Genomic DNA, 14,106 nt, shown 5'->3' on the forward strand with positions numbered 1-14,106 from the left:
GCCACTATCGCACAAGCCGGGCGCTGGCTCAGCTCGCCAGGCCGTGCTCGTGCTGGGGCGGGCTGGCCACGGGGCTACCCGCCGCCGGCAGGACGATGGTGAAGAGGGTGCCCACGCCCGGCTGGCTCTCGGCGCGCAGCGAGCCTCCCAGGCTCGTGACGATGGCGTGGCTCACGGACAGCCCCATGCCGGTGCTGCTCATACGGGTGGTGAAGAAGGGCTCGAAGAGGCGCGAGAGCACCTCCGGCGTCATCCCGGCGCCGGTGTCCTGGACCTCGATGACCACCTCGCCGCTGGCGTTGGCGCGGGTGGTGACGCGCAGCACGTTGCGGGCGGCGTCCTGCTCGGACATGGCCTGCACGGCGTTGAGCAGCAGGTTGAGGAACACCTGCCCCAGCCGCGCCTCGTCCGCCTCCACCGGCGGCACGGGCTGGAAGTCCTTCTCCAGGCGGGCGCGGTGGCGCAGCTCGCCGCGGATGAGCTTCAGGCTGTCCTCCAGCACCGGGTGCACGTCCACCCGCGCGCGGTGGCGGGGGGCTCGCGCGTGAGCAGGCGCAGATCCTGGACGATGACCTTCAGCCGCTCGGCGCCCTCCTGGGACTCGCCCAGCGCATCCATCACCTCGTCGACGTCCGCCGCGTCCACTTCGCCGCGGCCTTGGCGCAGGGCCTCCCGGAGCCGGCCGATCTCCTCCCGGGCGAAGGAGAGGTTGGCCATGAGGAACGCCAGCGGGTTGTTCATCTCATGGCCCACGCGCGCGGCCAGCGAGCCCAGCGACGCCATGCGATCGGCGTGCATCAGGCTTGCCTCCATCTGCTTGCGCGCGGTGACGTCCTTGGCGAAGACGCGCAGGCTCTCGTTGTCCTGCAGGGGCGTGGCCACCACCTCCCAGTAGCGGCCGCCCAGCTGGACCAGCTCGGCCCCGTCCCGGGTGGCGTTGCGCCGCGCGTTCACCAGCGCCGCGCTGATGACGGGGTGGTGCACGCCCAGCTCCAGCAGATCCGGGAAGCAGACATGGGCGGGGGGGTTGGCGTAGCGCAGCTGGCCGTCGCGCCGCAGCTCCAGCATCGGATCGGGGTGGAGCAGGGGGAAGGAGGCCAGCCGGTACAGCTCCTGCTCCAGCGAGTCCCGATCGGTGATGTCGCGCAGCAGCAGGCCCAGGTCCGGCGCGGGCTCTCCCGGCTGGGCGGAGCGCAGCGTGGCCTCGGCGGCATACATGCGCGTCTGCCCCTGCGCCTCCATGCGGAACTGCATCCGGCCGCTCACCTGGTTGAGGCGGGTGGAGCGCACCAGCGACTCCAGCGGGATGGCGGCCTCCAGCGGCAGCAGCTCCATCAAGGGCTGCCCCTCGCAGGCGCGCACGTCCCGGCCGAAGACGGTGCCGCTGGAGGACCAGACGTGTCGGCAACGCTCCTCCGCGTCGAGATCCAGCGTGAGGTACTCCGAGTTCATGGCGGGCGGGAGCTCCGAGGCCGGGCCCGAGGAGCCCCGGACGAGGGTGAAGCCTTGGATGTCGAAGGGAGCCTGCGCTGGCTCCAGGCCGCCCTCGTCTCGGCTCATGGCGGTGATGGCGGCGACCACGGCGGCGGCCTCGGCCTCCGGCATCCGGTTGGAGATGATGATGCCGTCGGCGAGGGTGGGGCCCGTGAAGGAGAACGGGTAGAGCCGGCGCTCGTCGGGCCCCACTCGCTCGGCGAGCTGGGCCCGGACCATGTACTCCTCCATGTGCGTGGTGAAGTGGGCGGTGACGTCCGCTTCACCGGAGAGCACGGCCAGCAGCGCCTGGCGGTAGGTGCCATGGAAGCGCTGCTCGGCGAAGAGCTCCGAGGGGTTGAGGCCCAGGGACTCCAGGTGGCGCTTGGGCAGCAGGTAGCCCGCGGTGGACAGCGGGGCCACCCAGGCGGCGCGCTTGCCACGCAGCTGCTCCAGCGTGAGCGGCTCCTCGGCGCGGCAGATGAAGGCGGCGTGGTAGTACCAGCGGCCGGCCCGCACGGCGCGGAGCACGGCTCGCGACTGGGGCTCGAAGGCGTTGCACTGCTCCGCGGTGGCCAGCGCCATGTCCACCCGGCCCGCCATGAGCTCCTGCTCCACGCTCTCGTACGTCCGCGCCTGCTCCATGATCACCGGCCGGCCCAGCCGCTGGGCAAGCACGCGGCCGAAGAACTCGGTACGTACCTGCTCCTTCACCTGCCCCAGCAGGGGATAGGTCAGGAAGCGGATGGGGGCGCCAGGCAGGGCCAACCGAGATACTCCTTCACGCGTCTGTTGCCCCACTATCCCCATGGCTCATGAGCATGCCGGAGGCGGGGAGGGAATCCAGGGGAAAACGGCTTTCCGTGTCTCCCGTTGCTTCTCCAGGGGGACTCGGAGACCCCTGCGTATTCTCGCTTTGAGCGAGGATATTGAGAAGAACCGGAACACTCACCGCTGCGAGCAAGACTCTCCGTATGGATGGATGGCCACGCATGAATGATCGCTCTCTTCCAAAATTTTCGCCACGCCGGGAACTGGGGCGCACGGGGTTTCGAGCCACGGTGGTCGGGGTGGGAGATCTCGCGGATCGGTCGGTTCCAAGGGAGCAGTGCGTGGCCACGCTGCGCCGCGCCATGGATGCCGGGCTCAACCTGGTGGACACCGCGCCCGGGTACGAGGAGGGCTACAGCGAGGAGCTCGTCGGCGAGGCCGTGCGAGGCCGGCGCGAGGGCCTCTTCGTCATCGACAAGATCGATCTGCTCGACCAGCCGGTGACGCCGCAGGTGGAGGAGAGCCTGGGCCGGCTGAAGCTGGAGGCGGTGGACTTGTTCGTCTTCCACGGTGTCTCGCAGCTCGAGGTGTGGGAGCGGCTCGCCGCGCCGGGCGGGGCGATGGAAGAGCTGGGGCGCTGCATCCAGGCGGGCAAGGCGCGCTTCCGGGGAATCTCCAGCCACCACCCGGACGTGCTGCGCGCGGCGCTCGAGACGGGCCTGTGCGACGTGGTGATGTTCCCCATCGGGCCGTGGTGCCACCGGCGGTACGTGGAGGAGATCCTCCCGCTGGCGCGCGCCCGGGGCGTGGGGACGGTGTGCTTCAAGACCTTCGGGGCGGGCAAGCTGCTGGGTGACACGGAGGGCTACGGGCGGCCGCTGCAGGCCCGGCCTCGGGGCAAGGTGAGCTCGGGAGGGCAGGAGGCGCCCGCTCCCTCGCTGCCCCACCTGTCGGTGGAGGAGTGCGTCCGCTACACGCTCACCATGGATCCGGACGTGGCGCTGCTGGGGATGAGCTTTCCCAACGAGCAGGACGCCGCGCTGGCGGCGGCGGCGGCCTTCCAGCCCCTGACGCCCGAGCAGCTCGCGGACGTGCGCCGCCGGGCCGCGCTCGCCATCGAGGGCAAGGGGGCGGTGTGGTGGGATCCGAAGTGAGCGGGGCCGAGCGCCCTCACGGGGTGCCGGCCACCTCCACGGTCAGCTCGATGCGCGGCTCGGCCTTGAGGGAGCAGCTGATGAAGCAGCGCTTGGGCACGTCCTGGAAGAGGGCTCGCACGGCCTCGGCGTCCGCCTCGCTCTTCACCTGCACCACGGGGCGGATGGTGATCTCGGTGAAGCGGATGACGCCCTCCGCATCCGCGGCGAGGGTGCCGGCCGCGGTGCTGCGGTAGCCGGAGATCTGCACGCTCTTGCGGCGAGCCAGGGCCAGGAAGGTGAGCAGGGTGCAGGACTCGGTGGCGCCCAGCAGCAGGGTCTCCGGCCCCCACTGGCCCGCCTTCCCTCCGAACTCGGGAGGCGCGCCGAAGCCCATTCCCGGCAGGCCCGGAGAGGCGAGCTCTCCCTCCAGCTCCTGGCTCCAGCGCAGCTGCGTCTCGTAGTTCCAGCTCTTCGTGCGGGGCATCGTCGTCTCCTTCGTGGGCGGTGTGCGCCTCGGGTTCAGGTGCATCCACCGTACCCGAGGCGGGCCCGTGAGTGCCCGGTGACCGGGTGGGCGAGAGCTTTGCGCGCTTGGGGCGACCGTGCGCAGGTTTTACGTCCCTGGCGTGTTAAGGAGGGACCATGCCTGCTCGCCGTCCCGAAATCCTTGCTCCCGCGGGGGATCTCGACTCCCTCCAGGCCGCGCTCGCCAGCGGAGCGGATGCCGTCTACTTCGGGCTCGATGAGGGCTTCAACGCCCGGGCCCGAGCGGAGAACTTCTCGCTGGCACGGCTGCCGGAGACGGTGGCCCTCATCCACCGCGCGGGGGCGCGTGCGTACCTCACGCTGAACACGCTCGTGTTCGAGCCCGAGCTGGCGGTGGCCGAGCACCTGATCCGGGGAGCGGCCGCCGCGGGGGTGGATGCCCTCATCCTCCAGGATCCCGCCGTGGCCCTGCTGGCGCGGGCCGTGTGCCCCCAGCTCGAGCTGCACGCCTCCACGCAGATGACCATCTCCAGCGCGGAGGGTGTGCGCTTCGCCCAGGGGCTGGGCATCTGCCGCGTGGTCGTGCCCCGAGAGCTCTCGGTCGCGGAGATCCGCAAGCTGGCCGGGCAGACGGATGTGGAGCTGGAGGTCTTCATCCACGGCGCGCTCTGCATGTCCTGGAGCGGCCAGTGCCTCACGAGCGAGGCCTGGGGCGGGCGCTCCGCCAACCGGGGCCAGTGCGCCCAGTCGTGCCGCCTGCCGTACGAGCTCGTCGTCGACTCGCAGACGCGGGAGCTCGGCGAGGTGAAGTACCTGCTCAGCCCCAAGGATCTGGCCGGTGTGCACGCGGTGCCGGAGCTGGTCGGCATCGGCGTCCATGGCCTCAAGATCGAGGGGCGGCTCAAGGGCCCGGCCTATGTCTCGGCGACCGTGGGGGGCTATCGGCGCTGGGTGGAGGGCATCGTCGCCGGCGCGCCGGACGAGGCCCGGCTCAAGTGGGACCTGGCGGAGATGTCGCTCACGTACAGCCGAGGCTTCTCCAACGGCTTCCTCGCGGGCTCGGACCACCAGACGCTCGTGGAAGGACGCTTCCCCAAGCACCGGGGCGTGTACCTGGGGCGGGTGCGCTCCATCTCCGGCAAGGAGGTGCTCGTCGTCCCCGATGAGCGCCCGTGGACGGGAGCGCTGGGCCTGGGCTCGGACCGTCCGGAGAATCCCGCCGGGCAGGTGTCCTCGCCCTTGAAGGGAGAGCCCACGCCCGACGCCGTCGATCCGCGCCCGGGCATGGGCGTGGTTTTCGACGCGGGCCGGCCCGAGGACAAGAACGAGCCCGGTGGCCCCATCTTCCGCGTCGAGCGGCGCGGCGAGGGGTGGGTGCTGGGCTTCGGCAACCCGGGGCCGGATCTGGGCCGCGTGGCCGCCGGCCAGCGCGTGTGGCTCAACAGCGATCCCTCGCTGGCCCGCCGGGTGGAGGGCATGCTCGCGCAGGGCGAGCCGGAGGGGCGCATCCCGCTGGAGCTGAAGGTCTCCGGCGCGGAGGGGAGTGCGCTCCGCATCCAGGCCAGTGCCTGGGGCCATGAGTCCTCGGCGGTCAGCCCTGTTCCGCTCGCGCCTTCACGGGGCGGCGGGCTGGACCAGGCGCTGCTCCGGGACAAGCTGGGCGCCTTCGGAGGAACGCCGTTCCATCTGGCGGGGCTGGACTGCTCCGGCCTGGCTCCGGGCCTGCACCTGCCCGTCTCCGAGCTCAAGGCGCTCCGGCGCCACCTCGTGACGGAGCTCACGGTCGCGGTGGAGAAGGGCTACCGACGGACCGTCGTGGAGACGCCGGTGGTCGACGGGGTGCGCGCCTCGCATGTGGAGCGTGTGCCCGCCATGCCCGCCGTGGAGCGCGCGCGCCTGCTCCCGCTGTGCCGCAACGACGCGCAGCTCGAGGCCGTCATCGCCGCCGGGCTGCCCGAGGTGGAGCTGGACTGGATGGAGATGGTGGGCCTGCAGCGCGCGGTGGAGCGGGCCCGGGCCGCGGGGCTGCGCGTCACGATCGCCACCGTCCGGGTGCAGAAGCCGGGCGAGGAGGGCTATGACCAGCGCATCGACCGGCTGCGTCCGGACGCCGTGCTGGTGCGCCACTGGGGCGCGATGATGCACTTCCTCGAGCGCCCCTCCGGTCAGCCACGCCCGGTGCTGCACGGGGACTTCTCGCTCAACGTCACGAACTCGGTCACCGCCTCGTACCTGCTGGGGCTGGGGCTGGACACGCTGACGTTCTCGCACGATCTCGACGCGGACCAGCTCTTCGCGCTGCTGGAGCACGCGCCCGCGCATCGCTTCGCGGTGGCGCTGCACCACCACATCGCGACCTTCCACACCGAGCACTGCGTGTACTCGCACACGCTCTCCAACGGCCGGGACTTCCGCACCTGTGGCCGGCCCTGTGAGAAGCATCAGATCTCGCTGAGGGATCGGCTGGGCCTGGATCACCCCGTCATCGTCGACGTGGGCTGCCGCAACACGGTGTTCAACGCCCAGGCCCAGAGCGCCGCGTCGCTGGTGCCCCGGCTCCTGGAGCGAGGCGTGCGCCGCTTCCGCGTCGAGTTCGTCCGCGAGTCCCAGGAGGAGGCGGCCCGTGTGCTCTCCGCCTACCAGGAGCTGCTCGCGGGCCGGCTGGCTCCGGCCGAGGCTGTCCGCCGCGCGGCCGTGCACGAGCAGTTCGGTGTCACCAAGGGCACCATGAAGGTGCTCAGCCCGCCGGCCGCCGCTCCCCGTTGAAGCGCTCCGCCCGGCTCCCTGGGGCCGGCCTGGTGTAGAAGGATCCGATGATGCAGGTTGCTCTCCTGGGCTACGGGCGGTTCGGTCGGGCTCTCGGCTCGTTGCTGACGGAGTCGGGCATGGGCTTCCGGGCCCTGGATCCTCACGCGGACGTGCCCGCGTCCCACCGCGCCGCGTCGCTGCCGGAGCTCGTCGCGGGTGCCGACATCGTCGTGGTGGCCGTTCCCGTGCCGAGGCTCCACTCCGTCCTCGAGGATCTGCGCCCGCACCTGCGCCCCTCTCAGCTCGTGCTGGACGTGGGGAGCGTGAAGGTGAAGCCGGTGGAGGCGCTCGCCGAGGTGCTGGGCTTCCAGGTGCCGTGGGTGGGCACGCATCCGCTCTTCGGACCGCTGAGCCTGGCCATGGCCGAGCGCCCGCTGCGCGTCGTCATCTGTCCCAACCCCCTGCACCCGGAGGCCACCGGGAGGGCGCGCACCTTCTACGAGCGGCTCGGCTGCGAGATCGTCGAGCAGACGCCCGAGAGCCACGACCGCGTGATGGCCCATACCCACGCGCTCACGTTCTTCGTCGCCAAGGGGATGATCGACGCGGGCACGGGGCTCGACGTGCCGTTCGCTCCGGCCAGCTTCAAGGCGCTGGCCCGCACCATCGAGACCGTCCGCTCGGACGCGGGACACCTCTTCGCCGCCATCCAGCGCGAGAACCCCTTCGCGTCGGAGGCCCGGCGTCAGCTGCTCGAGGCGCTCGGGCAGATCCACGAGCAGCTCGAGCGGCTGCCTCCCGAGGCCAGCTCGCCCGAAGCGGGGCGCATGGCGATCCCAACCCCGGAAGCGCCTCCGACGGACCGGGGCGAGTACCAGGAGCACCTCGATCAGATCGATCGAGAGCTGATCGCCCTGCTGGATCGACGCATCCACCTGGCTCGGCGCGCGGCCCGCGCTGAACCGCGAGAGGGGCAGGGGAGCGAACCGGCGCAGGAGGAAGCCCTGCTCGCGGCTCGGCGGGCCTGGGCCTCCGAGCTGGGGCTGGAGCGGGAGGCGGAGGTCTTCTTTCGCACCGTTCTCCAGCTCTCCCGCACCAACGAGGGCACGGAAGGCTGAAGGCTGTTAGAGGGGGGCTCTCTATCGCACACGGAGGGAGAGCCAGATGAAGATCGGTTTCGTAGGCCTGGGGAACATGGGCCTGGCGATGGCGAAGAACCTGCTGAAGGCAGGCCATGAGCTCGCGGTCTACAACCGCACCCAGGCCAAGGGCGAGTCGCTTCGAGCCGAGGGTGCCAGGGTCGCGGAGACGCCCCGGGAGGCGGCGCGGGGCGCGGAGGTCGTCTTCACCATGCTCGCGGATGATCGCGCGGTGGAGGCGGTGGTCTTCGGCGAGACGGGAATCATCTCCGGGATGGAGAAGGGCGCGGTCCACATCTCGTCGAGCACCATCTCGGTGGCGCTCTCGGAGCGCATGGCCGAGGCGCACGCCCGCGCGAGCCAGGGCTACGTGTCCGCTCCCGTCTTCGGCCGGCCGGACGCCGCGGCGGCGAAGCAGCTCTGGGTGCTGGTGGCGGGCCCCGCCGCGGACGTGCAGCGCTGCCGGCCCCTGCTGGAGGCCGTGGGACGGGGCATGTCCCTGCTCGGAGAGAAGGCCTCCGCGGCCAACGTGGTGAAGCTCTCGGGCAACTTCCTGATCGCCTCGTTGATGGAGGCGCTCGGTGAGGCATTCGCCCTGACGCGCAAGGCCGGGGTCGAGCCGAAGACCTTCCTGGAGGTGTTCCAGTCCGTGTTCGCGAAGGGCCCCATCTTCGAGCGGTATGCCACGCTCATCGCCAACGCCCAGTATGAGCCCGCCGGGTTCGCGCTGCGGCTGGGGCTCAAGGACGTCGGGCTCGTCCTCCAGGCCGGGGGAGACGCCCAGGTGCCCATGCCGCTGGCCAGCCTCCTTCGAGACCACTACCTCGAGAGCGTGGCACGGGGGATGGGCGAGCAGGACTGGGCGGCGCTCGGGGCGCTGGCGGCGCAGCGGGCCGGCCTGGACAAGGATTGACCCGCGAGGGAGGCCTGCCGGGCTCTGTTTCTACGAACTGGTCTGCTTGTCATACCAGTTCGGCCGGACTCAGGCCGAGGTGCCCGGTGGCGGCAGGTGCCGGGCGTCCGCCGAGGTGAGGTTGCCGAGCTCGGGGCCCTCGACGACCCGGGCGGCAATCGCCGCGGCCGTGGAGGCCGCCTCGGGTGCCGAGGCCCCGCGAGCCAGTGCCAGCGTGATGGAGATGCCGAAGACGTCGCCGGCACCCGTCGGGTCCACCTCGTTGGCGGGGGCCGCGGGGATCTCCCAGCGCTGGGCGCCCCGGCGCACCGTGGAGCCTCGCCGGCCCCGGGTCAGGGCCACGGTGAGGCCCTGGCGGGCCAGCTGCTCGGCCAGGAACTCGGACTCGGGGTGGTCCTCCTCGGAGAAGACGGCCACGCCCAGCCCGCGCGGAGGCTGCGAGGCCTCACTGGCGATGGTCGGCTCGACCACTCCTCCCGGACCCGGCTTGCGGAGCCAGCCCTGCAGCCCCGCGCAGATCAGCCGTGAGCCCAGCCCGTCCACGAGCGCGCGGTCGCACTCGCCCGCCACCGGCGCCACATAGGCCACCGGGATGTTGCGCCACTCGGGGGGAATGTCCTCGATGCGGATGGGCCGGGCCACCGAGCGCAGGATGACGCGCCGACGCGGGCCGCTGTAGTCGAGCTCGAAGGTCGTCACCTCCGGGCTCGGCACGACGTGGATCGAGAGCCGGGGGAGCGAGCGCAGGGGCGCCATCAGCGAGAAGTCGGCGGGCGCCGCGGTGACGAGCGCCGTCTCGATGCCCAGCGTCGCGGCGACTCGCGCGGAGAAGGAGGCGGCGCCGCCCAGGCGGGTCTCGCCCCGGATGAAGTCCCGGGTGACATGGCCGACGACGAGCAGCTCGGGGATTGAAGTCATGACGCCCCTAGCTACGCGAAATCCCCCACCGACGTCGAGTGACCGGCGGCTGCCAGAGAGGATGTCCATCACCCGCAGTGTGGGGAGACCGGGCGAAATTCAGGGTTCCATGGAGGGGGTGTGTACGGGCTAGATTGCGCCGCGCTGACCAACCAGGTGGGCCCGGAGAGGGGAACCCAGACGGGTTCCGTGGCCCGAACCAAAGGGGACATTCATGCGTAACCACCCAAGACTGCGGGCGCTGCTCGGCTCGATGGCCATCCTGCTTGCCGCGGCCTGCTCCAAGCCCGAGGCGCCCAAGCCGGCCGCCCCGGCGGGCACGACCGAGGCTCCGGCGTCCGCCGCGCCGGCGGCTCCCAAGAAGGACGTGAAGATCGCCGTCGTGACCCACGGCCAGGCGTCCGACACCTTCTGGTCCGTGGTGAAGAACGGCGTGGACAACGCCGCCAGGGATCTGGGCGTCACCGTCACCTACAACGCACCGCAGACCTTCGACATGGTGGCCATGAGCCGCCTCATCGACGCGGAGGTCGCCAAGAAGCCGGACGGCCTGGTGGTCTCCATCCCCGACTCCAACGCCCTGTCCCAGTCCATCAAGGCCGCGGTGGCCGCGGGCATCCCCGTCATCTCCATCAACTCGGGCAGTGACGCCTACAAGCAGCTCGGCGTGCTGCTCCACGTCGGGCAGACCGAGTACGAGGCCGGCTTCGGCGGCGGCGAGAAGATGGGTGGCTCCGGCGTGAAGAATGCCCTGTGCATCAACCACGAGGTGGGCAACGCCTCGCTCGATCTGCGCTGCAAGGGCTTCCTGGACGCCATCACCAAGGCGGGCGGCACGGGCAAGGTGCTCGCGGTGAACGCGGCCGACCCCACCGACTCCCAGCAGAAGGTCACCGCCTCGCTGGCCGGTGGCGGCATCGACGGCATCATGACCCTGGGGCCCCTGGGCTCCAACGCGGCGCTGGCGGCGCTCAAGCAGGCAGACAGCCTGGGCAAGGTGAAGCTGGGCACCTTCGACCTGACGCCGGACGTGCTCTCCGGCATCCGCGACGGCCAGCTGGAGTTCGCCATCGATCAGCAGCAGTACCTGCAGGGCTACCTGCCGATCGTGCTCCTGTCCCAGTACAAGCAGTTTGGCGTGCTGCCGGCCGGTGGCATCCTGCCGACGGGCCCTGGGTTCGTGACCAAGGAGAACGCGGCTCGGGTCATCGAGCTGAGCAAGCAGGGCATCCGGTAGGCAGTCCATGCGCAGAATCCTCCACCGCCCCGAGTTTGGAGCAGCCTGCGGCGTCATCGCCGTGTGGGCCTTCTTCGCGCTCTACGCCGGCGGCTCCGGCTTCATGTCCCAGGCCGGATCCGCCACGTACCTCGAGATCGCCTCCGAGCTCGGCATCCTGGCCGCCGCCGTCTCGCTGCTGATGATCGCGGGCGAGTTCGATCTCTCGGTCGGCTCGATGATCGCCGCCAGCGGCATGACGATCTCGCTGCTCTGCGACCGGCTCGGCTGGTCCATCTGGGCCGCGATCGCGGTGGCCATGGTGCTGGCGCTCGCGGTGGGGTTCGCCAACGGCATCATCGTCGTCCGGACGGGGCTGCCCTCGTTCATCGTGACGCTCGGCTCGCTGTTCATGCTGAGCGGCTTCACCATCGGCATGACGCGCCTCATCACCGGGCGCACCCAGGTCGGCGGGCTGCATGAGACGCTCCACTACGAGTCGGCGCGGGCCATCTTCGCCAGCCGGATCGGCGGCTACTCCGTGTCCGTCCTCTGGTGGGTGGCCATCACCGCGCTGGCCACCTGGGTGCTGCTGCGCACCCGGTTCGGCAACTGGATCTTCGGTGCTGGAGGAGCCCCCGACGCCGCGCGCAACCTGGGCGTCCCGGTCCGCCGCGTGAAGATCACCCTCTTCATGACGACCGCGTTCTGCGCGTGCCTCATCGCCACGTTCCAGGCCGTGAAGTTCACCGGCGCCGACGTGCTGCGCGGCACGGGCAAGGAACTGGAGGCCATCCTCGCCGCGGTGCTGGGCGGCACCTTGCTCACGGGCGGCCACGGCTCGGTCATCGGCGCCGCGTTCGGGGCGCTCATCTTCGGAATGGTGCAGCAGGGCATCGTCTTCGCGGGCGTGGACTCCGACTGGTACAAGGTGTTCCTCGGGGTGATGTTGCTCAGCGCGGTGCTCGTCAACACCTACGTCCGCGGCCGGATGGTGGAGGCCCGGCGATGAGCCCCGAGAGCGTGGGCGTGCCTCCGCTGCTCGAGGTGGAGGGGCTCACCAAGTCCTTCGGCAAGGTGTCGGCCATCGAGGGCATCTCGATGAGCGTGCGCGCCGGCGAGGTGATGTGCGTGCTCGGCGACAACGGCGCCGGCAAGTCCACGCTCATCAAGACACTCTCCGGAGTGCACCCGCCGGACAGCGGGCGGATGGTCATCTCGGGCCGGGAGGTGCGCCTGAAGTCTCCGCGGGACGCGCGGGACCACGGCATCGCGACCGTCTACCAGGATCTCGCGATGGTCCCCATGCTCTCCATCGTGCGCAACTTCTTCATGGGCGCCGAGCCCATGAAGGGCTTCGGCCCCTTCCGGCGCTTCGATCTCGAGGCCGCGGACGCCGTGGTGCGGGCCGAGCTGGACAAGATGGGCATCCACGTGCGCGACACCTCCGAGCCCGTGGGGACGCTCTCCGGCGGAGAGCGCCAGTCCATCGCCATCGCGCGCGCCGTGTACTTCGGCGCCAAGGTGCTCATCCTCGACGAGCCGACCTCGGCGCTGGGCGTCAAGCAGGCCGGCATCGTGCTGCGCTATGTCGCCCAGGCCCGCGCCCGGGGCTGCGGGGTGATCCTCGTCACGCACAACCCGCACCACGCCTGGCTCATCGGCGACCGCTTCACGATCCTCAACCGCGGGCGGAGCCAGGGCACCTTCTCGAAGGATCAGATCTCCCGCGAGGAGCTCATCCAGCGCATGGCCGGCGGGCGAGAGCTGGAGGAGCTCACGCACGAGCTGGGCGGGCTCGTCCGCGAGGATCCGCGGCGGGCGGCCTCGCAGGAGTGAGGCCCAGGCCGCGGCGGCGCTACTTTCCGGGCTGGATCGCCGAGACGATGACGAAGACGATGGCCAGGTAGGCGCCGCAGGACACCACGGTGCCGAGCACGGGAACCAGGAGCGCTCCGGCCGCGGCCTTGCCGGCCGTCAGGCGGTGCATCCCCTTGTAGGCGTGGACCTTGGCCACCAGGCACCAGAACGGGGCCACGTACAGGCCGCAGAAGGGCAGCAGCCCGAGCACGAGCGGAGCCTGGGCGAACGCCGCGGCGCGCACGGTGGTCTCGAACGACCGGGGCTTGCCGATCATCCGCAGCACCACGTGATCCAGGGCGGCGATGAACACCGCCATGGCCATCCCGAACAGCGGGGCCAGCACCGTGAAGGTGCCGTAGGTGCCCACCATCATCGCCTTGAAGGGAACCGGCGTCTGCACGGCCGTATCGGGCGTGGGCATCACCCCCACGAAGATGGTGAAGAGCAGGAAGGTGGTGAAGTAGCCGAAGAAGTTCGCGATGCCCGCGAACAGGAACGCGCCCCCGAGATCGCCCTGCGTCCGGGTGCTCGCGAAGGTCATCCCGGGCCGGAGCATGATCGGGCCCACCGACTTGAACCACGCCCGGAAGATGCCCAGCTCCTTGCGGTTGTCCCAGGGCAGCCGGTGGAGCGCGTCACGCTCCACGCAGGCCGAGCAGAGGGGCTCGCCCGCGGCTGAGTCGCCGAGGCACTGCTCGCACGCGAAGGTCCCACAGCGCGCGCAGATCTGCAGCGCCTGGCGCTCGGGGTGCACCGCGCACGTGGCCTGGAGGCTGCCTTCCATCCCGTTCATCCCCTACACCCCGATCTTCGGGCAGAGATCGTTCAAGGGGCACTCCTCGCACTTCGGCTTGCGCGCCGTGCAGGTGTACCGGCCGTGGAGCACCGTCGCCGGACCGAAGAAGGTCCACTGGTCCTGGGGGACCAGCTTCATGAGATCCTTCTCGATCTCCTCGGGCTTCTCCTTCTTGGTGAGCCCCAGGCGCTGGCTGACCCGCGCCACGTGGGTGTCCACGATGACGCCCGAGGGCAGGTTGAAGGCGGTGTTGAGGACGACGTTGGCCGTCTTCCGAGCCACGCCCGGCAGCGTCACCAGCTCATCGATCGTGCGGGGCACCTCGCCGGAGAACTTCACCAGCAGCTCGCGGCTCATGCTCTGCACGGACTTCGCCTTCTGTTTGTAGAAGCCCGTGGGCTTGAGGTCCTCCTCGAGCTCCGGAGTGTTCGCCTCGGCGAAGGCCTGCGGGCCCGGGTACTTCTGGAAGAGCGTGGCGGTGACCCGGTTGACGCGCTCGTCCGTGCACTGCGCGGCCAGGATGGTGGCCACGAGCAGCTCGAAGGGCGTGGACCAGTTGAGCTCGTAGCGCGCATCCGGGTGGGCCTGACGCAGGCGCTCGAGCAGGGACGGGACGATCTTGGCGGGAGGCATGGCGTGTGACCGAC

Annotated in this window: 12 protein-coding genes and 1 pseudogene; 7 read left to right on the forward strand and 6 right to left on the reverse strand. The window is 70.7% G+C overall.

The features are described 5' to 3' along the window. Positions 1-28 precede the first annotated feature (28 nt). Together KY572_RS38595 and KY572_RS38600 are read right to left on the reverse strand one after the other, a co-directional pair. Positions 29-511, reverse strand: coding sequence for a sensor histidine kinase (locus KY572_RS38595; RefSeq protein ID WP_224248732.1), 483 nt, complete (start codon positions 509-511; stop codon positions 29-31). Next, positions 484-2,241: a PhnD/SsuA/transferrin family substrate-binding protein gene (locus KY572_RS38600; RefSeq protein WP_224248733.1), complete on the reverse strand. Its 1,758-nt coding sequence runs from the start codon at positions 2,239-2,241 to the stop codon at positions 484-486. The genes KY572_RS38595 and KY572_RS38600 overlap by 28 nt, the downstream gene beginning before the upstream one ends. A 224-nt stretch (positions 2,242-2,465) precedes the next feature. Between KY572_RS38600 and KY572_RS38605 the strand changes: the two genes are divergently transcribed. Further along, a complete protein-coding gene (locus KY572_RS38605) occupies positions 2,466-3,398 on the forward strand; it encodes an aldo/keto reductase (RefSeq protein WP_224248734.1) in 933 nt (310 codons plus the stop codon). Positions 3,399-3,414: 16 nt separating this feature from the next. On the opposite strand, the gene KY572_RS38610 is transcribed toward KY572_RS38605, so the two are convergent. Continuing rightward, a complete protein-coding gene (locus KY572_RS38610; RefSeq protein ID WP_224248735.1) occupies positions 3,415-3,864 on the reverse strand; it encodes an OsmC family protein in 450 nt (149 codons plus the stop codon). 158 nt (positions 3,865-4,022) lie between these two features. Here KY572_RS38610 and KY572_RS38615 point away from each other — a divergent pair, with 158 nt between their 5' ends. From KY572_RS38615 to KY572_RS38625, 3 genes and pseudogenes are all read left to right on the forward strand, one after another. Beyond that, a complete protein-coding gene (locus tag KY572_RS38615; RefSeq protein WP_224248736.1) occupies positions 4,023-6,632 on the forward strand; it encodes a U32 family peptidase in 2,610 nt (869 codons plus the stop codon). Between the two features lie 47 nt (positions 6,633-6,679). Continuing rightward, positions 6,680-7,732, forward strand: a complete 1,053-nt coding sequence (locus tag KY572_RS38620) for a prephenate dehydrogenase (protein WP_224248737.1) — start codon at positions 6,680-6,682, stop codon at positions 7,730-7,732. Between the two features lie 43 nt (positions 7,733-7,775). After that, a pseudogene (locus tag KY572_RS38625) lies at positions 7,776-8,666 on the forward strand (NAD(P)-dependent oxidoreductase); the annotation flags it as partial. 69 nt (positions 8,667-8,735) lie between these two features. Here the strand turns inward: KY572_RS38625 and KY572_RS38630 are convergent. Next, the gene (locus tag KY572_RS38630; protein ID WP_224248739.1) at positions 8,736-9,584 is read right to left on the reverse strand and encodes a PfkB family carbohydrate kinase; all 849 of its coding nucleotides are present in this window, start codon (positions 9,582-9,584) and stop codon (positions 8,736-8,738) included. Between the two features lie 214 nt (positions 9,585-9,798). On the opposite strand from KY572_RS38630, the gene KY572_RS38635 reads away from it, so the two are divergent. The 3 genes from KY572_RS38635 to KY572_RS38645 are packed head-to-tail and all read left to right on the forward strand — an operon-like array spanning position 9,799 to position 12,639. Continuing rightward, positions 9,799-10,821, forward strand: a complete 1,023-nt coding sequence (locus tag KY572_RS38635) for a sugar ABC transporter substrate-binding protein (RefSeq protein ID WP_224248740.1) — start codon at positions 9,799-9,801, stop codon at positions 10,819-10,821. Between the two features lie 7 nt (positions 10,822-10,828). Further along, complete coding sequence (locus tag KY572_RS38640; RefSeq protein WP_224248741.1) at positions 10,829-11,812, forward strand: ABC transporter permease; 984 nt, start codon at positions 10,829-10,831, stop codon at positions 11,810-11,812. Continuing rightward, positions 11,809-12,639 (forward strand): ATP-binding cassette domain-containing protein, encoded by an 831-nt coding sequence (locus tag KY572_RS38645; RefSeq protein ID WP_224248742.1) that lies wholly within the window; start codon positions 11,809-11,811, stop codon positions 12,637-12,639. Before KY572_RS38640 ends, KY572_RS38645 begins: the two co-directional genes overlap by 4 nt. A 19-nt stretch (positions 12,640-12,658) precedes the next feature. On the opposite strand, the gene KY572_RS38650 is transcribed toward KY572_RS38645, so the two are convergent. Both KY572_RS38650 and nth read right to left on the reverse strand, forming a co-directional pair. Further along, complete coding sequence (locus KY572_RS38650; protein ID WP_224248743.1) at positions 12,659-13,447, reverse strand: YIP1 family protein; 789 nt, start codon at positions 13,445-13,447, stop codon at positions 12,659-12,661. A 12-nt stretch (positions 13,448-13,459) separates the two neighbouring features. Next, the gene (nth, locus tag KY572_RS38655) at positions 13,460-14,092 is read right to left on the reverse strand and encodes an endonuclease III (RefSeq protein ID WP_224248744.1); all 633 of its coding nucleotides are present in this window, start codon (positions 14,090-14,092) and stop codon (positions 13,460-13,462) included. Positions 14,093-14,106 lie beyond the last annotated feature (14 nt).

It is taken from the genome of Hyalangium gracile, assembly GCF_020103725.1.
Lineage (GTDB): Bacteria > Myxococcota > Myxococcia > Myxococcales > Myxococcaceae > Hyalangium > Hyalangium gracile.

Coding starts and splice junctions, on each gene's coding strand:
- KY572_RS38605 (WP_224248734.1), top strand. CDS start 2,466: ATGAATGATCGCTCTCTTCCAAAATTTTCGCCACGCCGGGAACTGGGG.
- KY572_RS38610 (WP_224248735.1), bottom strand. CDS start 3,864: ATGCCCCGCACGAAGAGCTGGAACTACGAGACGCAGCTGCGCTGGAGC.
- KY572_RS38615 (WP_224248736.1), top strand. CDS start 4,023: ATGCCTGCTCGCCGTCCCGAAATCCTTGCTCCCGCGGGGGATCTCGAC.
- KY572_RS38620 (WP_224248737.1), top strand. CDS start 6,680: ATGATGCAGGTTGCTCTCCTGGGCTACGGGCGGTTCGGTCGGGCTCTC.
- KY572_RS38630 (WP_224248739.1), bottom strand. CDS start 9,584: ATGACTTCAATCCCCGAGCTGCTCGTCGTCGGCCATGTCACCCGGGAC.
- KY572_RS38635 (WP_224248740.1), top strand. CDS start 9,799: ATGCGTAACCACCCAAGACTGCGGGCGCTGCTCGGCTCGATGGCCATC.
- KY572_RS38640 (WP_224248741.1), top strand. CDS start 10,829: ATGCGCAGAATCCTCCACCGCCCCGAGTTTGGAGCAGCCTGCGGCGTC.
- KY572_RS38645 (WP_224248742.1), top strand. CDS start 11,809: ATGAGCCCCGAGAGCGTGGGCGTGCCTCCGCTGCTCGAGGTGGAGGGG.
- KY572_RS38650 (WP_224248743.1), bottom strand. CDS start 13,447: ATGGAAGGCAGCCTCCAGGCCACGTGCGCGGTGCACCCCGAGCGCCAG.
- nth (WP_224248744.1), bottom strand. CDS start 14,092: ATGCCTCCCGCCAAGATCGTCCCGTCCCTGCTCGAGCGCCTGCGTCAG.